This is a genomic window from Roseovarius sp., assembly GCF_040223625.1.
In the GTDB taxonomy this organism is placed as follows: Bacteria; Pseudomonadota; Alphaproteobacteria; order Rhodobacterales; family Rhodobacteraceae; genus Roseovarius.
In genome coordinates, this window is record NZ_JAVKFX010000036.1 from 32,223 (window position 1) to 47,155 (window position 14,933).

Here is a 14,933-nt window from a genome sequence, read left to right on the forward strand (position 1 = left end):
TACGTTCTTGAGAGCTGGCCGGGTCAGGCCGTTACTGGCAGCGTTTCTCGGCCTCTTCGACCGCCGCGGTGAAGCCCAGCAGCGAGAAGGTATCCTTGGTCGTGGTGCCCCGGCTGGAGCGCGCGGTGAGCACCGCGTCGGTGCCGCGCTTGAGGGCCGCGATGATCTTGGCATCGTCCGCCGTGCTGGCCGGCCAGGCCCATTCGCCCTCGGTGAACAGCTCGAACTCGGTGCCGCCGACATTGAGGTTGACGGTGGAGCCGGAGGCGAAGGGATAGCCGCCGGTGAAGGTGAGCTGGCCGTCGACGCCCGCGTCGGGGCGGTAGAAGGTCATCAGCAGGATATCGCCCCGCCGGACGGCGACCACGCGGCCATCCTTGGTGTTGACCGTTTCGGTCGGCGAGGACACGGCCCAGCATTCGCGCGGGTCGTTATCCTCGAAAACGCTCCATGCCGTGTTCGCGGCGACCTGGTTGGTGCTTTCTTCCTGCGCAGCCACGCTTGTTGCGGTTGCTGCCAGCAGGGCGCCCGTCAACAGGCGCAGGGCAGTCAGACGTCCCATCCGTGATCCCATTCTATCCAGCCTCCAAAGCTGTCCTTGGCCTCAAATTCTTCAGCCGCCCTTGCCGCTTACCGGATTTATCTTGCGGGTCGGCCATTTTCCCTCGACATTGCGATATTAGCCTGAAAGTGGCGAGACATGAAAGGATCAATTGGCAAGTTTTCGCGCGCCCTCGCGAGGGTGTGAACCCTTGCCGGAAAGGTGGATGATGACAGGCGCGGCCCCCCTCACCGAAATCTGGCGCGGTCCGCTGGCCGAAAGCCGGCACAGTGGCCACGCGGTGATCTGCGACGCCAGGGGCGAGATCGTGGAGGCCTGGGGCAACCCGGAGGAGCCGGTGCTGCCGCGCAGTTCCGCCAAGATGATCCAGGCGCTGCCGCTGGTGGAAAGCGGGGCGGCGGCGAAGCACGGGCTGAGCGCCGAGCGGCTGGCGCTGGCCTGTGCCTCGCATAACGGGGCGGCGATTCATACCGAACGGGTCAATACGTGGCTGGCGGAGCTGGGGCTGTCGGACGGGGATTTCCGCTGCGGGCCGCAGATGCCGGATGACGAGGAGGCGCGGGTCGGGCTGATCCGGGCGCATGAAGAGCCCTGCCAGGTGCATAATAACTGTTCCGGCAAGCATGCCGGGTTCCTGACGCTGGCGCGGCATCTGGGGGCCGGGCCGGAGTATGTCGAGGCGGATCACCCGGTGCAGAAGGCCTGTCTGGCCGCCTTCGAGGAGGTGACGGGCGAGGCGAGCCCCGGCTACGGGATCGACGGGTGTTCGGCGCCGAACTTCATCACCACGGTGCACGGCATGGCCCGGGCGATGGCGCGGTTTGCCACCGCGAAGGAGGGGGCGGATGCGCGGCAGGGTGCGCAGCACCGGCTGTGGCAGGCGATGGTGGCGCATCCGGAGCTGGTGGCGGGCGAGGGCCGGGCCTGTACCGAGCTGATGCGGGCCTGTACCGAACCGGTGGCATTGAAGACCGGGGCGGAGGGGTTCTTCATCGCCATCCTGCCGAGCCGCGAGATGGGGATTTCCCTGAAGGTGGCCGACGGGGCGACGCGGGCGGCGGAATGCACGATCTCGGCGCTGCTGGTGCGGCTGGGGGTGCTCGACCCGCTGCACCCGGCGGCGCGGCGGTTCCTGAACGCGCCGATCTACAACCGGCGGGGGATCGAGACCGGGCGGATCAGGCCGGCGGAGGGGTTGTTGTGAGGGTTGGGGGTGGCTGCCGGGCGAGCGCCGGCCCGTGGGGAGGCGCTGCAACGGTTGGGGGTTGGCAGTTTATCGTGCCAAGTACATCCTAACCAAGAAACGTCACGCTACACCCGCGAAAGCGCCTGCCCGCCGGGACGGGCCGGCGCTCGCCCGGCGCCGCGCTAAAGCGCGGCATTGTTCCGGGCGTGTGGCAGTTTCAACTGCCCGGGCGTTGATTTTTGCGCCGTAGCTGGTGCGGACGAGCGTTTCCGCCTATTCCCGCATGCCCCTTCCGCAGGTTCCCGCCGTCAGGCGCGCTTATGGCGGCTCATGGCAATCTCCCGCTGACCGGAATCGCCGGTTTGGGCTCTTTCCCGCAGGTTTTGGCGCCCCCTCGCGATCGCCGCAGACAAGTGGCTTTCGGGTCACCATGTTCTGTTAACGAGAGCACCACTCTCGGAACGCAGAAACCGAAAAGGAACGATTTCATGTTCAAGAAACTGACATCTGCAGGCCTCATCTTCGCATTCGTCGCGCCGACCGCCGTGCTGGCGGAAGACGCGTCCGCGTCGATGGATGCCGACGGCGACGGCGCCGTGACCATGTCGGAGTTCAACGAAGCCATGCCCGATGCGGGCACCGAGGTCTTCGCGGAAATCGACGCTGATGCGGACGGCACGCTGAGCGATGAGGAAATTTCGGCGGCGACCGATGCGGGCGTTCTGCCGGACACGAAATCTCGGGGCTAGGGCGGATACGTTCCTCCTCCCGGGTTCCCGGAGCGGGTGTGCGGTCATGTTGACAGGCGCGCCCAGCCCTGAGGCCGGTCCAGGACACCCCCAAATCCCGACCGGCGATTGGCATTAACCAGCCAGCGTCTGAGCAGCTACATCTGGTTTGACAGCGCGCCCCTCCGGGGTCTGATGCCGCGTCGCCCTTGGCGGCGCGGCATCTTCTTTGGGGCTTGCCGCGGGGCCGGTTTTCCAACATCATCGACAGCGTTCTCAGGGCGGGGTGCAATTCCCCACCGGCGGTAAGGGGCCTGCGCCCCAAGCCCGCGAGCGCATCGGGGTCGCGAGGCCCGGATGGTCAAGCAGATCCGGTGCAAATCCGGAGCCGACGGTGACAGTCCGGATGGAAGAGAACGCCGGGTTTCAGGGGGTTTCCCCTGCCTTTCCCGTCGTCCTGCGCCTTGGGTGAGAAGTGTCGATGATGGAAAGGAGCAAACCCATGACACGCACCCGATACGCCTTTATCAAGGCCAACTGGCACGCCGAGATCGTCGATCAGGCGCTGGCCGGTTTCTGTGAGCTTATCCCCGAAAGCGAGGTCGATGTGTTCGACGTGCCCGGCGCGTTCGAGATGCCGCTTCTGGCACGCGACCTGGCGCGGACGGGGCGCTATGCGGCGGTGGCCGCGGCGGCCTTCGTGGTGGATGGCGGGATCTATCGCCACGACTTCGTGGCGCAGGCCGTGGTGGACGGGCTGATGCGGGCCGGGATGGACAGCGATGTGCCGGTCCTGTCGGTGTCGCTGACGCCGCACCAGTACCAGGAGACGGCGCATCACACCGCTATCTTCAAGGCGCATTTCGTCGAGAAGGGGCGGGAGGCGGCGAAGGCCGCGCTGATGATCGGCAAGACCCGGGAAGGGTTGAGCGCGGCGGCCTAGGCGTCGCCAAGATAGGCGCGCAGGGCCTCGGGCGGATCGGCGAAGAGCCGGTCCGTTTCGGCCGGGGGGTGGGCCTTGCCGCCTGTCACCAGGATCACCTCGTCGGCGACGCGGCGGGCGTCGTCGGGCTCGTGGCTGACCATCAGGACGGTGGCGCCGGTTTCGCGGGCGAGCTCCGCCACGAGGTCGAGCATCTCGGCCTTCAGCGCCGGGCCGAGGGCGGCGAAGGGTTCATCGAGCAGGAAGATCCGGCGGTCCTGCACCATGAGGCGGGCCAGCGCCACGCGCGCCCGCTGGCCGCCGGAGAGGGCGCCGGGTTTGCGGGGGCCGAGGCCGTCGAGGCCGACGCGGGTGAGGGCGGCGTCGATGCGGGCCTTGTCCTCCGGCGAGAGGCGCAGGCGGGGGTCGAGGCCGAGTCCCACGTTCTGGGCGGCGGTCAGGTGTGGGAAGAGGTTGCCATCCTGGAACAGCATGGCGACGGGGCGCTGGCCGGGCTCCGTGCCGGAGAGGGGGGTGGCGTTCCAGGTGATTTCGCCGGAGGTCAGGGGCAGGAAGCCGGCGACGCCTTCGAGCAGGGTGGTCTTGCCGCCGCCCGAGGGGCCGATGACGGCGACGATGCGGCCAGTCTCGATGGAGAGGTCGGCGTGGAGCAGGAAGCCGCCATTGTCGATGGTGCAGGCGTCAAATTTCAGCATGGTGGCGGCCCCCCCTGTCCAAGAGCCAGAAGGTGCCGACGGAGAGGAGGAGAAGCAAGAGGGCGCCGCCCGAAGCGGCCTCCATCTGGTAGGAGCCCATGAGGCGGTAGATCTGGAGCGGGAGCGTGGCGATGTCGGGGTCGGCGAAGAGGGTGATGACGCCGAGATCGCCGATGGAAAGCGCCATGCCGAGCCCGGCGGCAAAGCCGATCTGCGCCCGCATCCGGGGCAGGAAGACGCGCCAGAGGAAGGGGCCGTTTGCCATGTCGAGCGAGAGGCCGAGCTTGCCGTAACGCTCGACGATATCACGGGCGCGGGGGACGAGGATGCGCATGGCGAAAGGCAGGGACATCAGGGCGTTGACGAGGGCGGTGACGGGGAGGGCCAGCAGGAACGGGTCGGCGATGGGGCGGATCAGGATGAAGAGCCCGGTGCCGATGACGAGGGGGGAGGCGGCGAGGCCGAGGAGGCCGGCGACCTCGATGCCGTGGCGCCCGGTGGCGATGGCGGCGGCCATGGGCAGGGCGGCGAGGAGGAGGAGCAGGGTGGAGGCGGTGGCGACGAGGAGGGAGACGCCGGCGGCCTTCCACACGACGAAGGGCAGGCCCGCAAAGCCGAGCACGCCCGAGGCGACGATGGCCCCGAGCGGGAGCAGCAGGAAGGCCGCTGCAAGGGCGATCCAGACCGTGTCGGTCGTTCTCGCCAAGGTGGTGCGCCCGTCCCAACGTCTTAACGAACGGTCAAGGCCGGTGCCGAATCCGGTGCCCTGGGCCAGCCGAATCGCCACCATCGCGGCGCCCGTGGCGAGCAGGATCTGCAGGCCGGACAGGAGTGCCGCGCGGCCAAGGTCGAATTCAAACCTGAAGGCCTGGTAAATGCCGAGTTCTATGGTGGTGGCCTTCGGCCCGCCGCCGAGGGTGAGGGCGACGGCGAAGCTGGTGAGGCAGATGGCGAAGACAACGGCCAGCGCGCCGGGGATGACCTGTCGGAGCAGCGGCCATTCGATCAGGCGGAACATGGCGGGGGCGTCGAAGCCCAGTTGGGCGGCGAGGCGGAAGCGTTCGGCGGGCACCTCCTGCCAGCCCTGCAGAATCAGGCGGGTGGCGAGCGGCAGGTTGAGGAAGACATGGGCGAGGACGACCCCGTGCAGCCCGTAGATGCGGATCGGGTCGAGGCCGAAGAGGCCGAGAAGCTGGCTGATCAGGCCGGCGCGGCCGAAGACCTCGAGCAGGCCGAGGATGGCGACGATCAACGGCAGGATGAAGGGCACGCCGAGAAGGGCGATGAGGGCCGAGCGGCCGGCGAAGCGGCGGCGGGCCAGCGCGCGGGCCACGGGGATGGCGAGGCCCACGCTGAAGAGGGCCGAGAGGGTGGCCTGCAGCAGGGTGAAGCGCAGGGCGGCCCAGTCGGCGGCGGAGAGGCCGCCGCCGGGTTCGGCCCGCCATGCGACGGCGGCCAGCGTGCCGAGGACCAGCGCGGCGATGCAGGCCGCCGCGCCGATGCCGGGGCGCGCGCTTACTGGCTGAGCGCGTCTTGCCACTCGGCCAGTGCCTCGTCACGGATGGCGGCGGCGTCCTCGGCGGACATGAGCAGGGATTTCTCCGGCGTGATCAGGGTATCGAAGCCCTCGGCCAGCCCGTCCTCGGGCATGACGGCGGCGTACATCCAGTTGGTGGTGGGGATGATCGACTGGAAGGCGTCGGAGACCATGAATTGCAGGAACTGGTCGGCAAGGTCAGGTTGATCGGTGCTGGCCAGTTTGCCGGCCACCTCGACCTGCATGTAATGGCCTTCCTCGAAGGGGGCGGCGGCCTTGCTGTCATCCTCTTCCGCGATCAGGTGATAGGCGGGGGAGGTGGTGTAGGAAAGCACCATGTCGGCCTCGCCTTCCATGAAGAGGCCATAGGCTTCGGACCAGCCTTTCGTCACGGTGACGATATTGTCGGAGAGGCCTTCCCAGATCTCCGGCGCCTCGTCGCCATAGGAGGACTTGACCCAGAGCAGCAGGCCGAGGCCGGGGGTGGAGGAGCGGGGATCCTGGATGAGGATGGTCTTGTCGCTGTCGGCCAGTTCGCGGAAGCTGGTGGGGGCGTCGGTGCCGGCCTCGTGGATGAAGGCGAAATAGCCCCAGTCGTAGGGGACGAAGACCGGGTCGTCCCATGTGATGGGCATGTCGTAGGTGGCGTCGACGGAGTGCTCGGCGAAGAGGCCGGTTTCCTTGGCCGCCGCCATCAGGTTGGTGTCGAGGCCGAGGACCACATCGGCGTCGGAGCGTTCGCCCTCGAGCCGGACGCGGGCCAGCAGCGCCGCGCCATCCTCGACGCCGACGAGCTTGAGGTCGCAGTCGCAGACCTCCTCGAACGCCGCCTCGACCTTGGGGCCGGGGCCCCACTCGGCGACGAAACTGTCATAGGTATAGACGGTCAGTTCCGGTGTCTGGGCCGTGGCGGCCGTGGCACTCAGAATTGCCGCTGCAAATGCAAGATGCTTCATGTCATCCTCCTTTGCGGCGCGAGGGCAAGGGCGGATGCGACCTTTACCTTCCCTCCGCCGGTTCTAGCCGGTTCAGGTTCAACGGGTTCGCCGGTGGCATCTCAGCCCATGGGCCAATGGCCCACGGGCACCCCGAGGTAGGCGGGAAGGTAGGGCCGGCGGAGGGGGAAGGCAAGGGGGGCCGGGGGGGCCGCCTGCGTGGTGCGGGTCAGGCGGCCGGTGCGGCGCGGGCGGGGGTTTCGCCGATCGGCGCGACCTCGACCGAGCCGCCGGCGGCGAGGATCGGGCAGCCCTTGGCCATCTCGCAGGCGGTCTCGATATCCTCGGCCTCGACGATGGTGTAGCCGGCAAGCGGGTTGGTGCCGCCGTTATGCGCCACGCCGGCGGCGCGGACGGTCTTGGACCAGCCGGTGCGGCCGCCCTCGTCGAGGCAGGCCTGGCCCATGACGTTCTTCCAGTCCTGCCAGCGCGATTGCTCCTCCTGCTCGGAGATCTCGGAGCCTTCGGCGTTGCCGCCGTGATAGGCGAGAATGTATTTGGGCATTTCGCGGTCCTCCTCTTCAGGTTCGAGGGGCAGGATACCATGCCGGGGCCGGGGATGCAGGGGCCGGGGCCGGGAGAAGGGGTTAACGGCGTTATTTTGCTGGGGGAGGGACGTCGGTATCACGTCGGTATTATGTCGGTATCGCGTCGGTTTCGGGGGCGGTGGAGGCGTTGGTTGATGTGGCGGACGGTGCGCAACACGCTGGATGTTGTGGGGGGTGCAACGGGGGGTGGTGGGGTGCCGCCGGGCACGGGCCGGTCCGTGGGGAGGCGCTGCAACGTGGGTGGATGGCAGTTTATGGGGGCGGGTACATTCTGCCTCTGCAACCTCGCGCTACACCTGCGAAAGCGCCTGCCCGTCACGCCGGAGGCGTGCCGCTGGTACATGGCGCACCTTCGGTGCGACGGGACGGGCCCCCTCTCGGCGATTGCCTTGCAATCGCCTGCTGGGCAGCGGGCGCTCGACCGGCGCCGCGCTTTAGCGCGGCTCTGTTCCGGGCGTGTGGCTTGCCGCGATCGTGCCGCCATCCATATCTCCCCGTCCCGGCCCCCGAGCCGGGACCTTGCGCTGGTGGAGGCCCCGGGGCGGGCCCGGGGCGGGATGTGGAAGTTGAACGGCGGGGTGCATCTCTGCCGGGCCCGGGGGCCGGCCGACTTTTCCGCCCTGCGTGTTTCGCGTCTCCCCGTCCCGGCCCCCGAGCCGGGACCTCGCGGCGGCAGAGGCCCCGGGTCGGGCCCGGGGCGGGAAGTGGCAGTTGAAGGGCGGGGTGCGCTTCCGCCGGGCGGTGGGAGTCGACCGGTTTCTCCGTCGGGCGTGTTAGGCGTCTCCCCGTCCTGGCCCCCGAGCCGGGACCTCGCGCTGGCAGAGGCCCCGGGTCGGGCCCGGGGCGGGTCACCAAAGAGCCGGGGTCAGCTTTCGCCGGTCTCCGGTGTGCCGTTGGGTTCGGTCGAGCGGCCGACGATGGTGCGCAGGGTGCGGACGTCGATGGGTTTCTGCAGGAAGGGCAGGCCGGCCACTGCCGCGATCTCCTCGCGCTGGGTGGCGGAGGCGAAGCCGGACATCAGGATCACCTCGATATCCGGGTAGCGCTGGCGGATGCGGGCGGCGAGGTGGTGGCCCTGCATCTCGCCCGGCATGACGATGTCGGTCAGCACCACCTCGGGGAGCGGGCCCTCCTCGAGCGTTTCGAGCGCCTTGGCCGCGTTGAGGGCGACGCGCACGGTGTGGCCGGCGCGTTCGAGCTGGGTGGCCATGACGCGGGTGAGCGCCTCGTCGTCGTCGACGATCAGCACGCCGCGGGGCTGGGTGGTGTGGGTGACCGTCTCGGCGGTGTCGGCGGGCCGGGCGGCATCATCGCCCGAGCCGGAGCCCGAGCCGGTGGCGGCGGGGAAGGCCATGGCGACCAGCGTGCCGGTGCCCGGCGCCGAGTCGATCCGCAGCCCGCCCTCGGACTGGCGGCAGAAGCCGGCGACGGTGGACAGGCCCAGCCCCGTGCCCTCGCCCACCTTCTTGGTGGTGAAGAAGGGTTCGGTGGCCATCTGCGCCACTTCCGGGGTCATGCCGGCGCCGGTATCCTCGATGGCGATGGTGGCGTAGGTGCCGGCGGGCAGGGTTTCGGTGCCGTGGAAGCCGGTGACGGCGGCGCCCTCGAGATGCTCGCGCCGGCCGGAGACGTGGATCTCGCCGCCCTCGGGCAGGGCGTCGCGAGCGTTGATCAGGACGTTGAGCACCGCCTGCTGCAGCGCGCCGGGGTCGACGCGGGCGGTCAGGCCGGGGGTGTCGAACGCCCGCGTGATGGTGATGTTGGCCGGGCAGACCCGGCGGAACATGGCGATGGCGGTCTCGACCTCGGCTTCGAGGTCGGTCAGCACCGGGCGAAGCTGCGACTTGCGGCCATAGGCGAGCAGCTGGCGGGTCAGGTCGGCGGCGCGGTTGGAGGCGCCGATCGCCTCGGACAGGTAGGTGCGGTGCATCTTGCGGTCGGGATCCTCGGCCAGAAGCTCGAGATTGCCGAGGATGACGTTGAGCGTGTTGTTGAAGTCATGCGCCACGCCGCCCACCAGCTTGCCCAGCGCGGCGACCTTTTCCGAGCGGGCGGCGGCCAGCTCGGTCTGCTGGCGCTGCATCTCGCTGCGGAGATAGGCGGCCTCGGCCTCGGTGCTGCGGCGTTCGGCGCGGTTGGTGAGGTGGGCGAAGCCGATCACCGCGGTGACGGTGCAGAAGATGATCATGAAGGTGAGCACGGCGAGGCGGAATTCGACCGTCATGTAGCTGCGCTCGACCGCCTCGGCCACGACGAGGGCGAAGAACAGCGGCACGATCACCGCCACCGGCAGGACGCGGCGGGCCATGCGGCTGCCCGGTTCCTGCGAGAGCAGCACCTCGATCCAGCCGCGGCCGGGTTCGGAGAGCAGGAGCGCGACGAAGAGCAGCACATGCGCCAGCGCGGTGTGCAGCGCCATCATCGTGTAGAGCGGGTTGAAGAACAGCGTCTGCGCGCCGAAGACGTAGCCGATCAGCGGGACGAAGGCGACGACCAGACCGGTGGTGTCGGTCACGACCGAGGCCATGCCGAACCGCAGGGCGCGCAACAGCAGGCTGAGCCCCAGCAGGGTGGCGCAGAGGGCGCTGGCCAGCGACATGCCGTCGGAGCTTCGATGCGGGGCGGGGGTGAGGCCGATGGTCTGTTCGAGGAGGATGACGGCGAAGATCGCCGCCGCGGCCAGCAGGGCCAGCAGGGACGGCGCCCCGATCAGCAGGGCGCCGGTGCCGAGCCCGCCGGCCAGCAGGGTGAGGGCGGTGGCGGGCACCATGGCCGGCAGGCCGGGCGCGATCCGGCGGAGCCAGTCGACCTCGAGCCCCCAGCCGAAGACCAGGACGAACGCCGCGCCGAGCGTCGCCATCGCCGCGAGGGCGAGGCCGAGCCGCGGCGGGTCGATGGCGTGAACGCCAAACCCCGCCGCTGCATCCTGTGCCTGATTCGCCATCCGTTTTCTCCCAAGGGGGGAATAATGTATCGAAGTGTACAATCTAAACTCGTGGGTGCGAAACCCGTTCCTGCAGGGGCGGTTAACCGTATTGTCCGATGCCCCGCCGCGATTAGGCGGTTTTTAAGGCGCGGGCGCTACGGCTTGCCGGGTTTATCCGACCCGGGGGCCCGATATGCCGACGATTGCCGTCTACGACTGGAGCGTGGTGAGCCATGACGGCGCGCTGACCGCCGATCAGCTTGCCAGCGACGACCACGCCAACGACCCGGCATCGGACGGGTACGATCCGGGCCGGGCAAGCTGGACCGGGGTGACCTATACCTATTCCGGCGCGCCGCCGGTGCAGATCCTGGTGTCGGACGACGATGGCAGTTTCGACGACGGCATGAACGACACCGGCGCGGGCCAGGTGCTGTTGGAGGCGGTGACGGTGAACGGCGTCACCTATGCCGCCGGCACGCCGGTGGAGAACGAGTTCGCGCTGATCCAGGACGGGTTCATCGAGGTCTACGTGCTGCGGCTGGGCGACGACAATATCGGTTTCGTGCCGGCCTCGGACCTGCCGGCGCCGTTTCCGGGGGCGCAGTTCAGCCCCACCGCCAGCCGCGACGGGATGGCGGCGAACAGCGGCGACGGGGGCACGAACGAGGAGGCGTACAACAACGTCATCTGCTTTGCCGCCGGGGTGCGAATCGCCACGCCGGGGGGCGCCGTGCGGGCCGGGGCGCTGCGCGCCGGGGACAGGGTGCTGACGGTGGATCACGGGCCGCAGGAGTTGATCTGGACGGGGCGGCGGGAGGTGGTGTTCTCCGGCCCCGAGGACCGGCGGCGCCCGGTCAGGATCGGCGCCGGGGCGCTGGGCGAGGGGCGGCCGGGGCGCGACATGCTGGTCTCGCCCCAGCACCGGGTGCTGGTGGAGGATGGCGCGGGCCCCGGCGGTGGGGCTCTGGGCCCGGCGCTGGGCCTGCTGCGGCTGCCCGGGGTGTCGTGGGTAAGGGGGCGCGAGAGGGTGACCTACGTGCACCTGCTGCTGGCGCGGCACGAGCTCTTGTGGGCGGACGGGCTGGTCTGCGAGAGCTTCTTTCCGGGGCGGATGGCGCTGCGGCTGCTGGCGGCGGAGGACCGGGCGGAGGTTCTCGGCTTGTGGGGGCTGTCGCGCGAGGGCGCCGGGCCGGAAATGGCAGCGCGGCCGCTGCTGACAAGGCGGGAGACGGCGGCGCGGGTTGGCGGCGGTGTGAGGCGGGTTCTGGGGGTGAGGTAGAGGCGGCCTTTTAGGGTTGGCCGTTGTGTGGACACAGTCGGCCGGGCGGGTGCCAGACCGCGAGGCAGGCGTGACGTGCCCATCCCGTCCCGGCCACCGAGCCGGGACCTCGGCCGGTCAGAGGCCGCGGGTCAGGCCCGGGGCGGGCAGTTTCCGCGATCGGGTGGGGTGGCGGAAAATTGGAATTTTCCGGTCCGTTTTCTGAAGAAAACGGGCTCGCGGGCTTGGCCGGTCAGGCGAAATCCGACCGCGCGTAGCCTTGCAGGAACAGGAGCGCCGTCAGGTCGCCGTGGTTGATGCGCACGTCGCACTGGGCGGCGACCGAGGGTTTGGCGTGGAGGGCGACGCCGGTGCCGGCCAGTTCGAGTATGCCGAGGTCGTTGGCGCCGTCGCCCACCGCGATCACGTCCGCGGGCGTGAGGCCGAGGCGGGCGGTGATGTCGTGGAGGGCCTGGACCTTGGCGTCGCGGCCGAGGATGGGCTGGGCGACGTGGCCCGTGAGGGTGCCGTTCTCGATCAGGAGGGTGTTGGCGCGGTTCTCGTGAAAGCCCAGCTCCTCGGCCACTTTCGCAGTGAAATTGGTGAAGCCGCCGGAGACCAGCGCGGCATGGGCGCCGTGGGCCTTCATGGTCGAGAGCAGCTCACGCCCGCCGGGCATGTAGGTGATGCGGGTGGCGAGCACCTCGGCGATGACGGTCTCGGGCAGGCCCTTGAGCAGGGCGACGCGTTCGGTGAGCGCCCCCTCGAAATCCAGCTCGCCGTTCATGGCGCGGGCGGTGATGTCGCGCACATGGGGGCCGACGCCGGCTTCCTCGGCCAGCTCGTCGATGCATTCCTGCTGGATCATGGTGCTGTCCATGTCGGCCAGCAGCATCTTCTTCGCGCGGTTTTCGGCCGGTTGGATGACGAGGTCGGTCGCGCCCTTCTGCAGGTGGTCCCACACCTCCCAGCGGTTGCCGGGGAGGGCCTCCATCGGGAACTCGGCAGCCTCGTCGGGGGAGAGCCATTGCGCGTCGCCGCCGCCCCAGGCGTTGCGCAGGCTGTCGACGAGCGCGGGCTGCAGCGTGCCGCGCGGGGCGATCAGGGTGGCGATGTACATTGGGCGGCCCTCCGTCGGTTGGGTGTCGGTGCGGGATAGACCACAGGCACCGGCGGAGGGCCAGCGGGTTTTAGCTGCCGCCGGTCTCCACGTCGGGCAGGGGCGGCAGGGTGCGCAGGTAGAGGATGAGGGCGGAGAGGTCGTCGCCGGTCATCTTCGCGAGGTAGGGGTAGGGCATGGGCGGCAGCATGGGCGAGCCGTCGGGGCGCTGGCCCTTGGTGATCATGTCGGCGACCTCCGCATCGGTATAGTTTGCCAGCCCGTCGGCGTGGCTGGTGAGGTTGGAGGCGACCGAGGTGCCCCACGGGCCGGGGATGACCAGCCCGCCGCGGCCGAGATGGGTGTCGAGCATCGGCCCCTGCGGCCCGAAGGTGGTGTGGCAGTCCATGCAATGCGCGACCGGCCCGGCGAGGTAGGCGCCGTATTCCGGGGTGACGCCGCGGGGGATGTCGGCGATGGTGTCCACGGGCGGGCCATAGGCCGGGGGCAGGGGGATGTTGTATTCCGAGGGCGGCACGCCGTTCTCGACCGGGGGCAGGGCGCGCAGGTAGGCGACGATGGCGGCGAGGTCGGTGTCGGAGAGGCCGCGATAGACCGAGAAGGGCATCGGCGGGCCGATCAGCGAGCCGTCGGGGCGGAGGCCTTCGCGGATGGCGCGGGCGAGCTCTTCGTCGCTCCACTGGCCCAGCGGCCCGGCGGGGGTGAGGTTGGGGGCGTAGGCGGTGAACTCGGGCACTTCCATGACGAATCGCCCGGCGAGGTTCTGGCCCGGCAGGGGCTGGCCCGCCTGGTCGATGGGCGAGTGGCAGTTGCCGCAGCCGGCGGGCCCCTCGACGAGGTAGGCGCCGCGTTCCTCGGGGGTTTCGGCATGGGCGGAAAGGGGGCACGTGGCAAGGGCAAGTGCGGCGATGAGCGTGGGAAGACGCATCTGGCTGATCCTGGCTGTCCGGGCCCCGGTGTTCCTTTCGCAGGTCGGGGCGGGCGGGCGTTGCGGTGACGTGTCACCACCCTAGCAGATCGGCGCCCGCGCTCTGGCGGGATTGCGACGCGGCGGTTTCCGATCGGAACCGAAAGCGTCGCAAATCGACATCAAACCGGCGCTGGGGAGCGATTTCTGCGCTTGCAAAGGCCGGGAAAGAGACTTACTCCCATCCGTGGGACACCCCTCCCCAACGAGGGGCGCTTATCTGGAAGGGTAGCAGCAATGGCTATTTCGCAACCGGCAACGCGGCCGGGTAATCCGCGTTTCTCCTCTGGCCCCTGTGCCAAACCCCCCGTTTTCAAACTCGAGAATCTGAAGGACGCGCCGCTGGGCCGCTCTCACCGTGCCGCTGTCGGCAAGGCCAAGCTGAAGGCCGCGATCGAAGGCACGCGCGAGGTTCTGGGCATTCCGGAAGACTACAAGATCGGCATCGTGCCGGCGTCGGATACCGGCGCGGTGGAGATGGCGATGTGGAACCTGCTTGGCGAGCGCAAGGTCGAGATGCTGGCCTGGGAAAGCTTCGGCTCGGGCTGGGTCACGGACGTGGTCAAGCAGCTGAAACTCGATGCCGAGGTGAAGACCGCCGAGTATGGCGAGATCGTCGACCTCGACGGTGTCGATACCGATAATGACGTGGTGTTCACCTGGAACGGCACGACGAGCGGCGTGCGGGTGCCGAACGGCGACTGGATCAAGGAAGATCGCGCCGGGCTGACCATCTGCGACGCCACGTCGGCCGCCTTCGCGCAGCACCTGCCGTGGGACAAGCTGGATGTGACCACGTTCAGCTGGCAGAAGGTGCTGGGCGGCGAGGCCGCGCATGGCATGCTGATCCTGAGCCCGCGGGCGGTGGAGCGGCTGGAGAGCTATACCCCGCCGTGGCCGCTGCCGAAGATCTTCCGGCTGACCAAGGGCGGCAAGCTGATCGACGGGATTTTCGAGGGCGCGACGATCAACACGCCGTCGATGCTGGCGGTGGAGGATTACCTGCTGGCGCTCGACTGGGCGCGGTCGGTGGGTGGCATGGAGGGGCTGCGCGAGCGGGCCTATGCCAACCTGGCGGCGGTGCAGGGGTTCGTGACCGAGAATGACTGGATTGCGTTCCTGGCGCAGGAGCCGGCGATCCGGTCGAACACGTCCGTTTGCCTGAAGTTCACCGATGAGCGGATCAAGGACGGTGCCGGGTTCGCCAAGGCGGTGGCCAAGCGGCTGGAGGCGGAAGAGGTGGCGTATGACATCAGCTCGTATCGCGACGCGCCGGCCGGTTTGCGGATCTGGTGCGGCGGGACGGTGGAGACATCGGACGTGACCGCTTTGATGCCGTGGATCAAGTGGGCCTATGAGGCCGAGATCGAGGCGTTGTCAGAGACGGCGTGATGGTGGGTTTCACCCACCCTACGGCGGCGTAGGGTGGGGACCTGCCCCCAATTGCTCAATACATTCTCAATCT

At 69.1% G+C, this 14,933-nt stretch carries 13 protein-coding genes and 2 riboswitches; of the genes, 5 read left to right on the top strand and 8 right to left on the bottom strand.

Features of this window, described 5'->3' with window-relative positions:
* Positions 1 to 31: 31 nt before the first annotated feature.
* Entirely contained in the window at positions 32 to 562 is a 531-nt protein-coding gene (locus RLN94_RS10615) for an invasion associated locus B family protein (protein WP_350128908.1), read from the bottom strand.
* Positions 563 to 770: 208 nt separating this feature from the next.
* Here RLN94_RS10615 and RLN94_RS10620 point away from each other — a divergent pair, with 208 nt between their 5' ends.
* The 3 genes from RLN94_RS10620 (at position 771) to RLN94_RS10630 (ending at position 3,419) form a co-directional block, all read left to right on the top strand.
* A complete protein-coding gene (locus tag RLN94_RS10620; RefSeq protein WP_350129082.1) occupies positions 771 to 1,766 on the top strand; it encodes an asparaginase in 996 nt (331 codons plus the stop codon).
* Positions 1,767 to 2,236: 470 nt separating this feature from the next.
* The gene (locus RLN94_RS10625) at positions 2,237 to 2,497 is read left to right on the top strand and encodes an EF-hand domain-containing protein (protein WP_350128905.1); all 261 of its coding nucleotides are present in this window, start codon (positions 2,237 to 2,239) and stop codon (positions 2,495 to 2,497) included.
* 247 nt (positions 2,498 to 2,744) lie between these two features.
* Positions 2,745 to 2,898: riboswitch (FMN riboswitch) on the top strand.
* A gap of 62 nt (positions 2,899 to 2,960) precedes the next feature.
* Complete coding sequence (locus tag RLN94_RS10630; protein WP_350129079.1) at positions 2,961 to 3,419, top strand: 6,7-dimethyl-8-ribityllumazine synthase; 459 nt, start codon at positions 2,961 to 2,963, stop codon at positions 3,417 to 3,419.
* Here RLN94_RS10630 and RLN94_RS10635 read toward each other — a convergent pair.
* From RLN94_RS10635 to RLN94_RS10655, 5 genes are all read right to left on the bottom strand, one after another.
* Positions 3,416 to 4,114: a thiamine ABC transporter ATP-binding protein gene (locus tag RLN94_RS10635; RefSeq protein WP_350128902.1), complete on the bottom strand. Its 699-nt coding sequence runs from the start codon at positions 4,112 to 4,114 to the stop codon at positions 3,416 to 3,418. The two genes, RLN94_RS10630 and RLN94_RS10635, sit on opposite strands and share 4 nt — an antisense overlap.
* Positions 4,101 to 5,654 (bottom strand): ABC transporter permease family protein, encoded by a 1,554-nt coding sequence (locus tag RLN94_RS10640; RefSeq protein WP_350128899.1) that lies wholly within the window; start codon positions 5,652 to 5,654, stop codon positions 4,101 to 4,103. Before RLN94_RS10640 ends, RLN94_RS10635 begins: the two co-directional genes overlap by 14 nt.
* Entirely contained in the window at positions 5,630 to 6,607 is a 978-nt protein-coding gene (gene thiB / locus RLN94_RS10645; RefSeq protein WP_350128896.1) for a thiamine ABC transporter substrate binding subunit, read from the bottom strand. The genes RLN94_RS10640 and thiB overlap by 25 nt, the downstream gene beginning before the upstream one ends.
* 32 nt (positions 6,608 to 6,639) lie before the next feature.
* Positions 6,640 to 6,752: riboswitch (TPP riboswitch) on the bottom strand.
* A 63-nt stretch (positions 6,753 to 6,815) separates the two neighbouring features.
* A complete protein-coding gene (locus RLN94_RS10650) occupies positions 6,816 to 7,151 on the bottom strand; it encodes a YciI family protein (protein WP_350128894.1) in 336 nt (111 codons plus the stop codon).
* A 908-nt stretch (positions 7,152 to 8,059) separates the two neighbouring features.
* The gene (locus tag RLN94_RS10655; RefSeq protein WP_350128891.1) at positions 8,060 to 10,138 is read right to left on the bottom strand and encodes a response regulator; all 2,079 of its coding nucleotides are present in this window, start codon (positions 10,136 to 10,138) and stop codon (positions 8,060 to 8,062) included.
* Between the two features lie 175 nt (positions 10,139 to 10,313).
* Here RLN94_RS10655 and RLN94_RS10660 point away from each other — a divergent pair, with 175 nt between their 5' ends.
* Entirely contained in the window at positions 10,314 to 11,402 is a 1,089-nt protein-coding gene (locus tag RLN94_RS10660; protein ID WP_350128888.1) for a Hint domain-containing protein, read from the top strand.
* A 232-nt stretch (positions 11,403 to 11,634) separates the two neighbouring features.
* Here RLN94_RS10660 and serB read toward each other — a convergent pair whose 3' ends face one another.
* Together serB and RLN94_RS10670 are read right to left on the bottom strand one after the other, a co-directional pair.
* Positions 11,635 to 12,501 carry a phosphoserine phosphatase SerB gene (serB, locus tag RLN94_RS10665; RefSeq protein WP_350128885.1) on the bottom strand — a complete coding sequence of 289 codons (867 nt, stop codon included), beginning with the start codon at positions 12,499 to 12,501 and terminating at the stop codon, positions 11,635 to 11,637.
* Positions 12,502 to 12,571: 70 nt separating this feature from the next.
* The gene (locus RLN94_RS10670; RefSeq protein ID WP_350128882.1) at positions 12,572 to 13,429 is read right to left on the bottom strand and encodes a c-type cytochrome; all 858 of its coding nucleotides are present in this window, start codon (positions 13,427 to 13,429) and stop codon (positions 12,572 to 12,574) included.
* Between the two features lie 276 nt (positions 13,430 to 13,705).
* Here RLN94_RS10670 and RLN94_RS10675 point away from each other — a divergent pair, with 276 nt between their 5' ends.
* The gene (locus RLN94_RS10675) at positions 13,706 to 14,860 is read left to right on the top strand and encodes a phosphoserine transaminase (RefSeq protein WP_350128879.1); all 1,155 of its coding nucleotides are present in this window, start codon (positions 13,706 to 13,708) and stop codon (positions 14,858 to 14,860) included.
* Positions 14,861 to 14,933: the final 73 nt, after the last annotated feature.

Excerpts from the sequence above, each read along its gene's own strand:
- RLN94_RS10615 (WP_350128908.1), bottom strand. The coding sequence starts at position 562 with ATGGGACGTCTGACTGCCCTGCGCCTGTTGACGGGCGCCCTGCTGGCA.
- RLN94_RS10670 (WP_350128882.1), bottom strand. The coding sequence starts at position 13,429 with ATGCGTCTTCCCACGCTCATCGCCGCACTTGCCCTTGCCACGTGCCCC.
- RLN94_RS10655 (WP_350128891.1), bottom strand. The coding sequence starts at position 10,138 with ATGGCGAATCAGGCACAGGATGCAGCGGCGGGGTTTGGCGTTCACGCC.
- thiB (WP_350128896.1), bottom strand. The coding sequence starts at position 6,607 with ATGAAGCATCTTGCATTTGCAGCGGCAATTCTGAGTGCCACGGCCGCC.
- RLN94_RS10625 (WP_350128905.1), top strand. The coding sequence starts at position 2,237 with ATGTTCAAGAAACTGACATCTGCAGGCCTCATCTTCGCATTCGTCGCG.
- RLN94_RS10620 (WP_350129082.1), top strand. The coding sequence starts at position 771 with ATGACAGGCGCGGCCCCCCTCACCGAAATCTGGCGCGGTCCGCTGGCC.
- RLN94_RS10650 (WP_350128894.1), bottom strand. The coding sequence starts at position 7,151 with ATGCCCAAATACATTCTCGCCTATCACGGCGGCAACGCCGAAGGCTCC.
- RLN94_RS10660 (WP_350128888.1), top strand. The coding sequence starts at position 10,314 with ATGCCGACGATTGCCGTCTACGACTGGAGCGTGGTGAGCCATGACGGC.
- RLN94_RS10630 (WP_350129079.1), top strand. The coding sequence starts at position 2,961 with ATGGAAAGGAGCAAACCCATGACACGCACCCGATACGCCTTTATCAAG.
- RLN94_RS10675 (WP_350128879.1), top strand. The coding sequence starts at position 13,706 with ATGGCTATTTCGCAACCGGCAACGCGGCCGGGTAATCCGCGTTTCTCC.
- RLN94_RS10635 (WP_350128902.1), bottom strand. The coding sequence starts at position 4,114 with ATGCTGAAATTTGACGCCTGCACCATCGACAATGGCGGCTTCCTGCTC.
- serB (WP_350128885.1), bottom strand. The coding sequence starts at position 12,501 with ATGTACATCGCCACCCTGATCGCCCCGCGCGGCACGCTGCAGCCCGCG.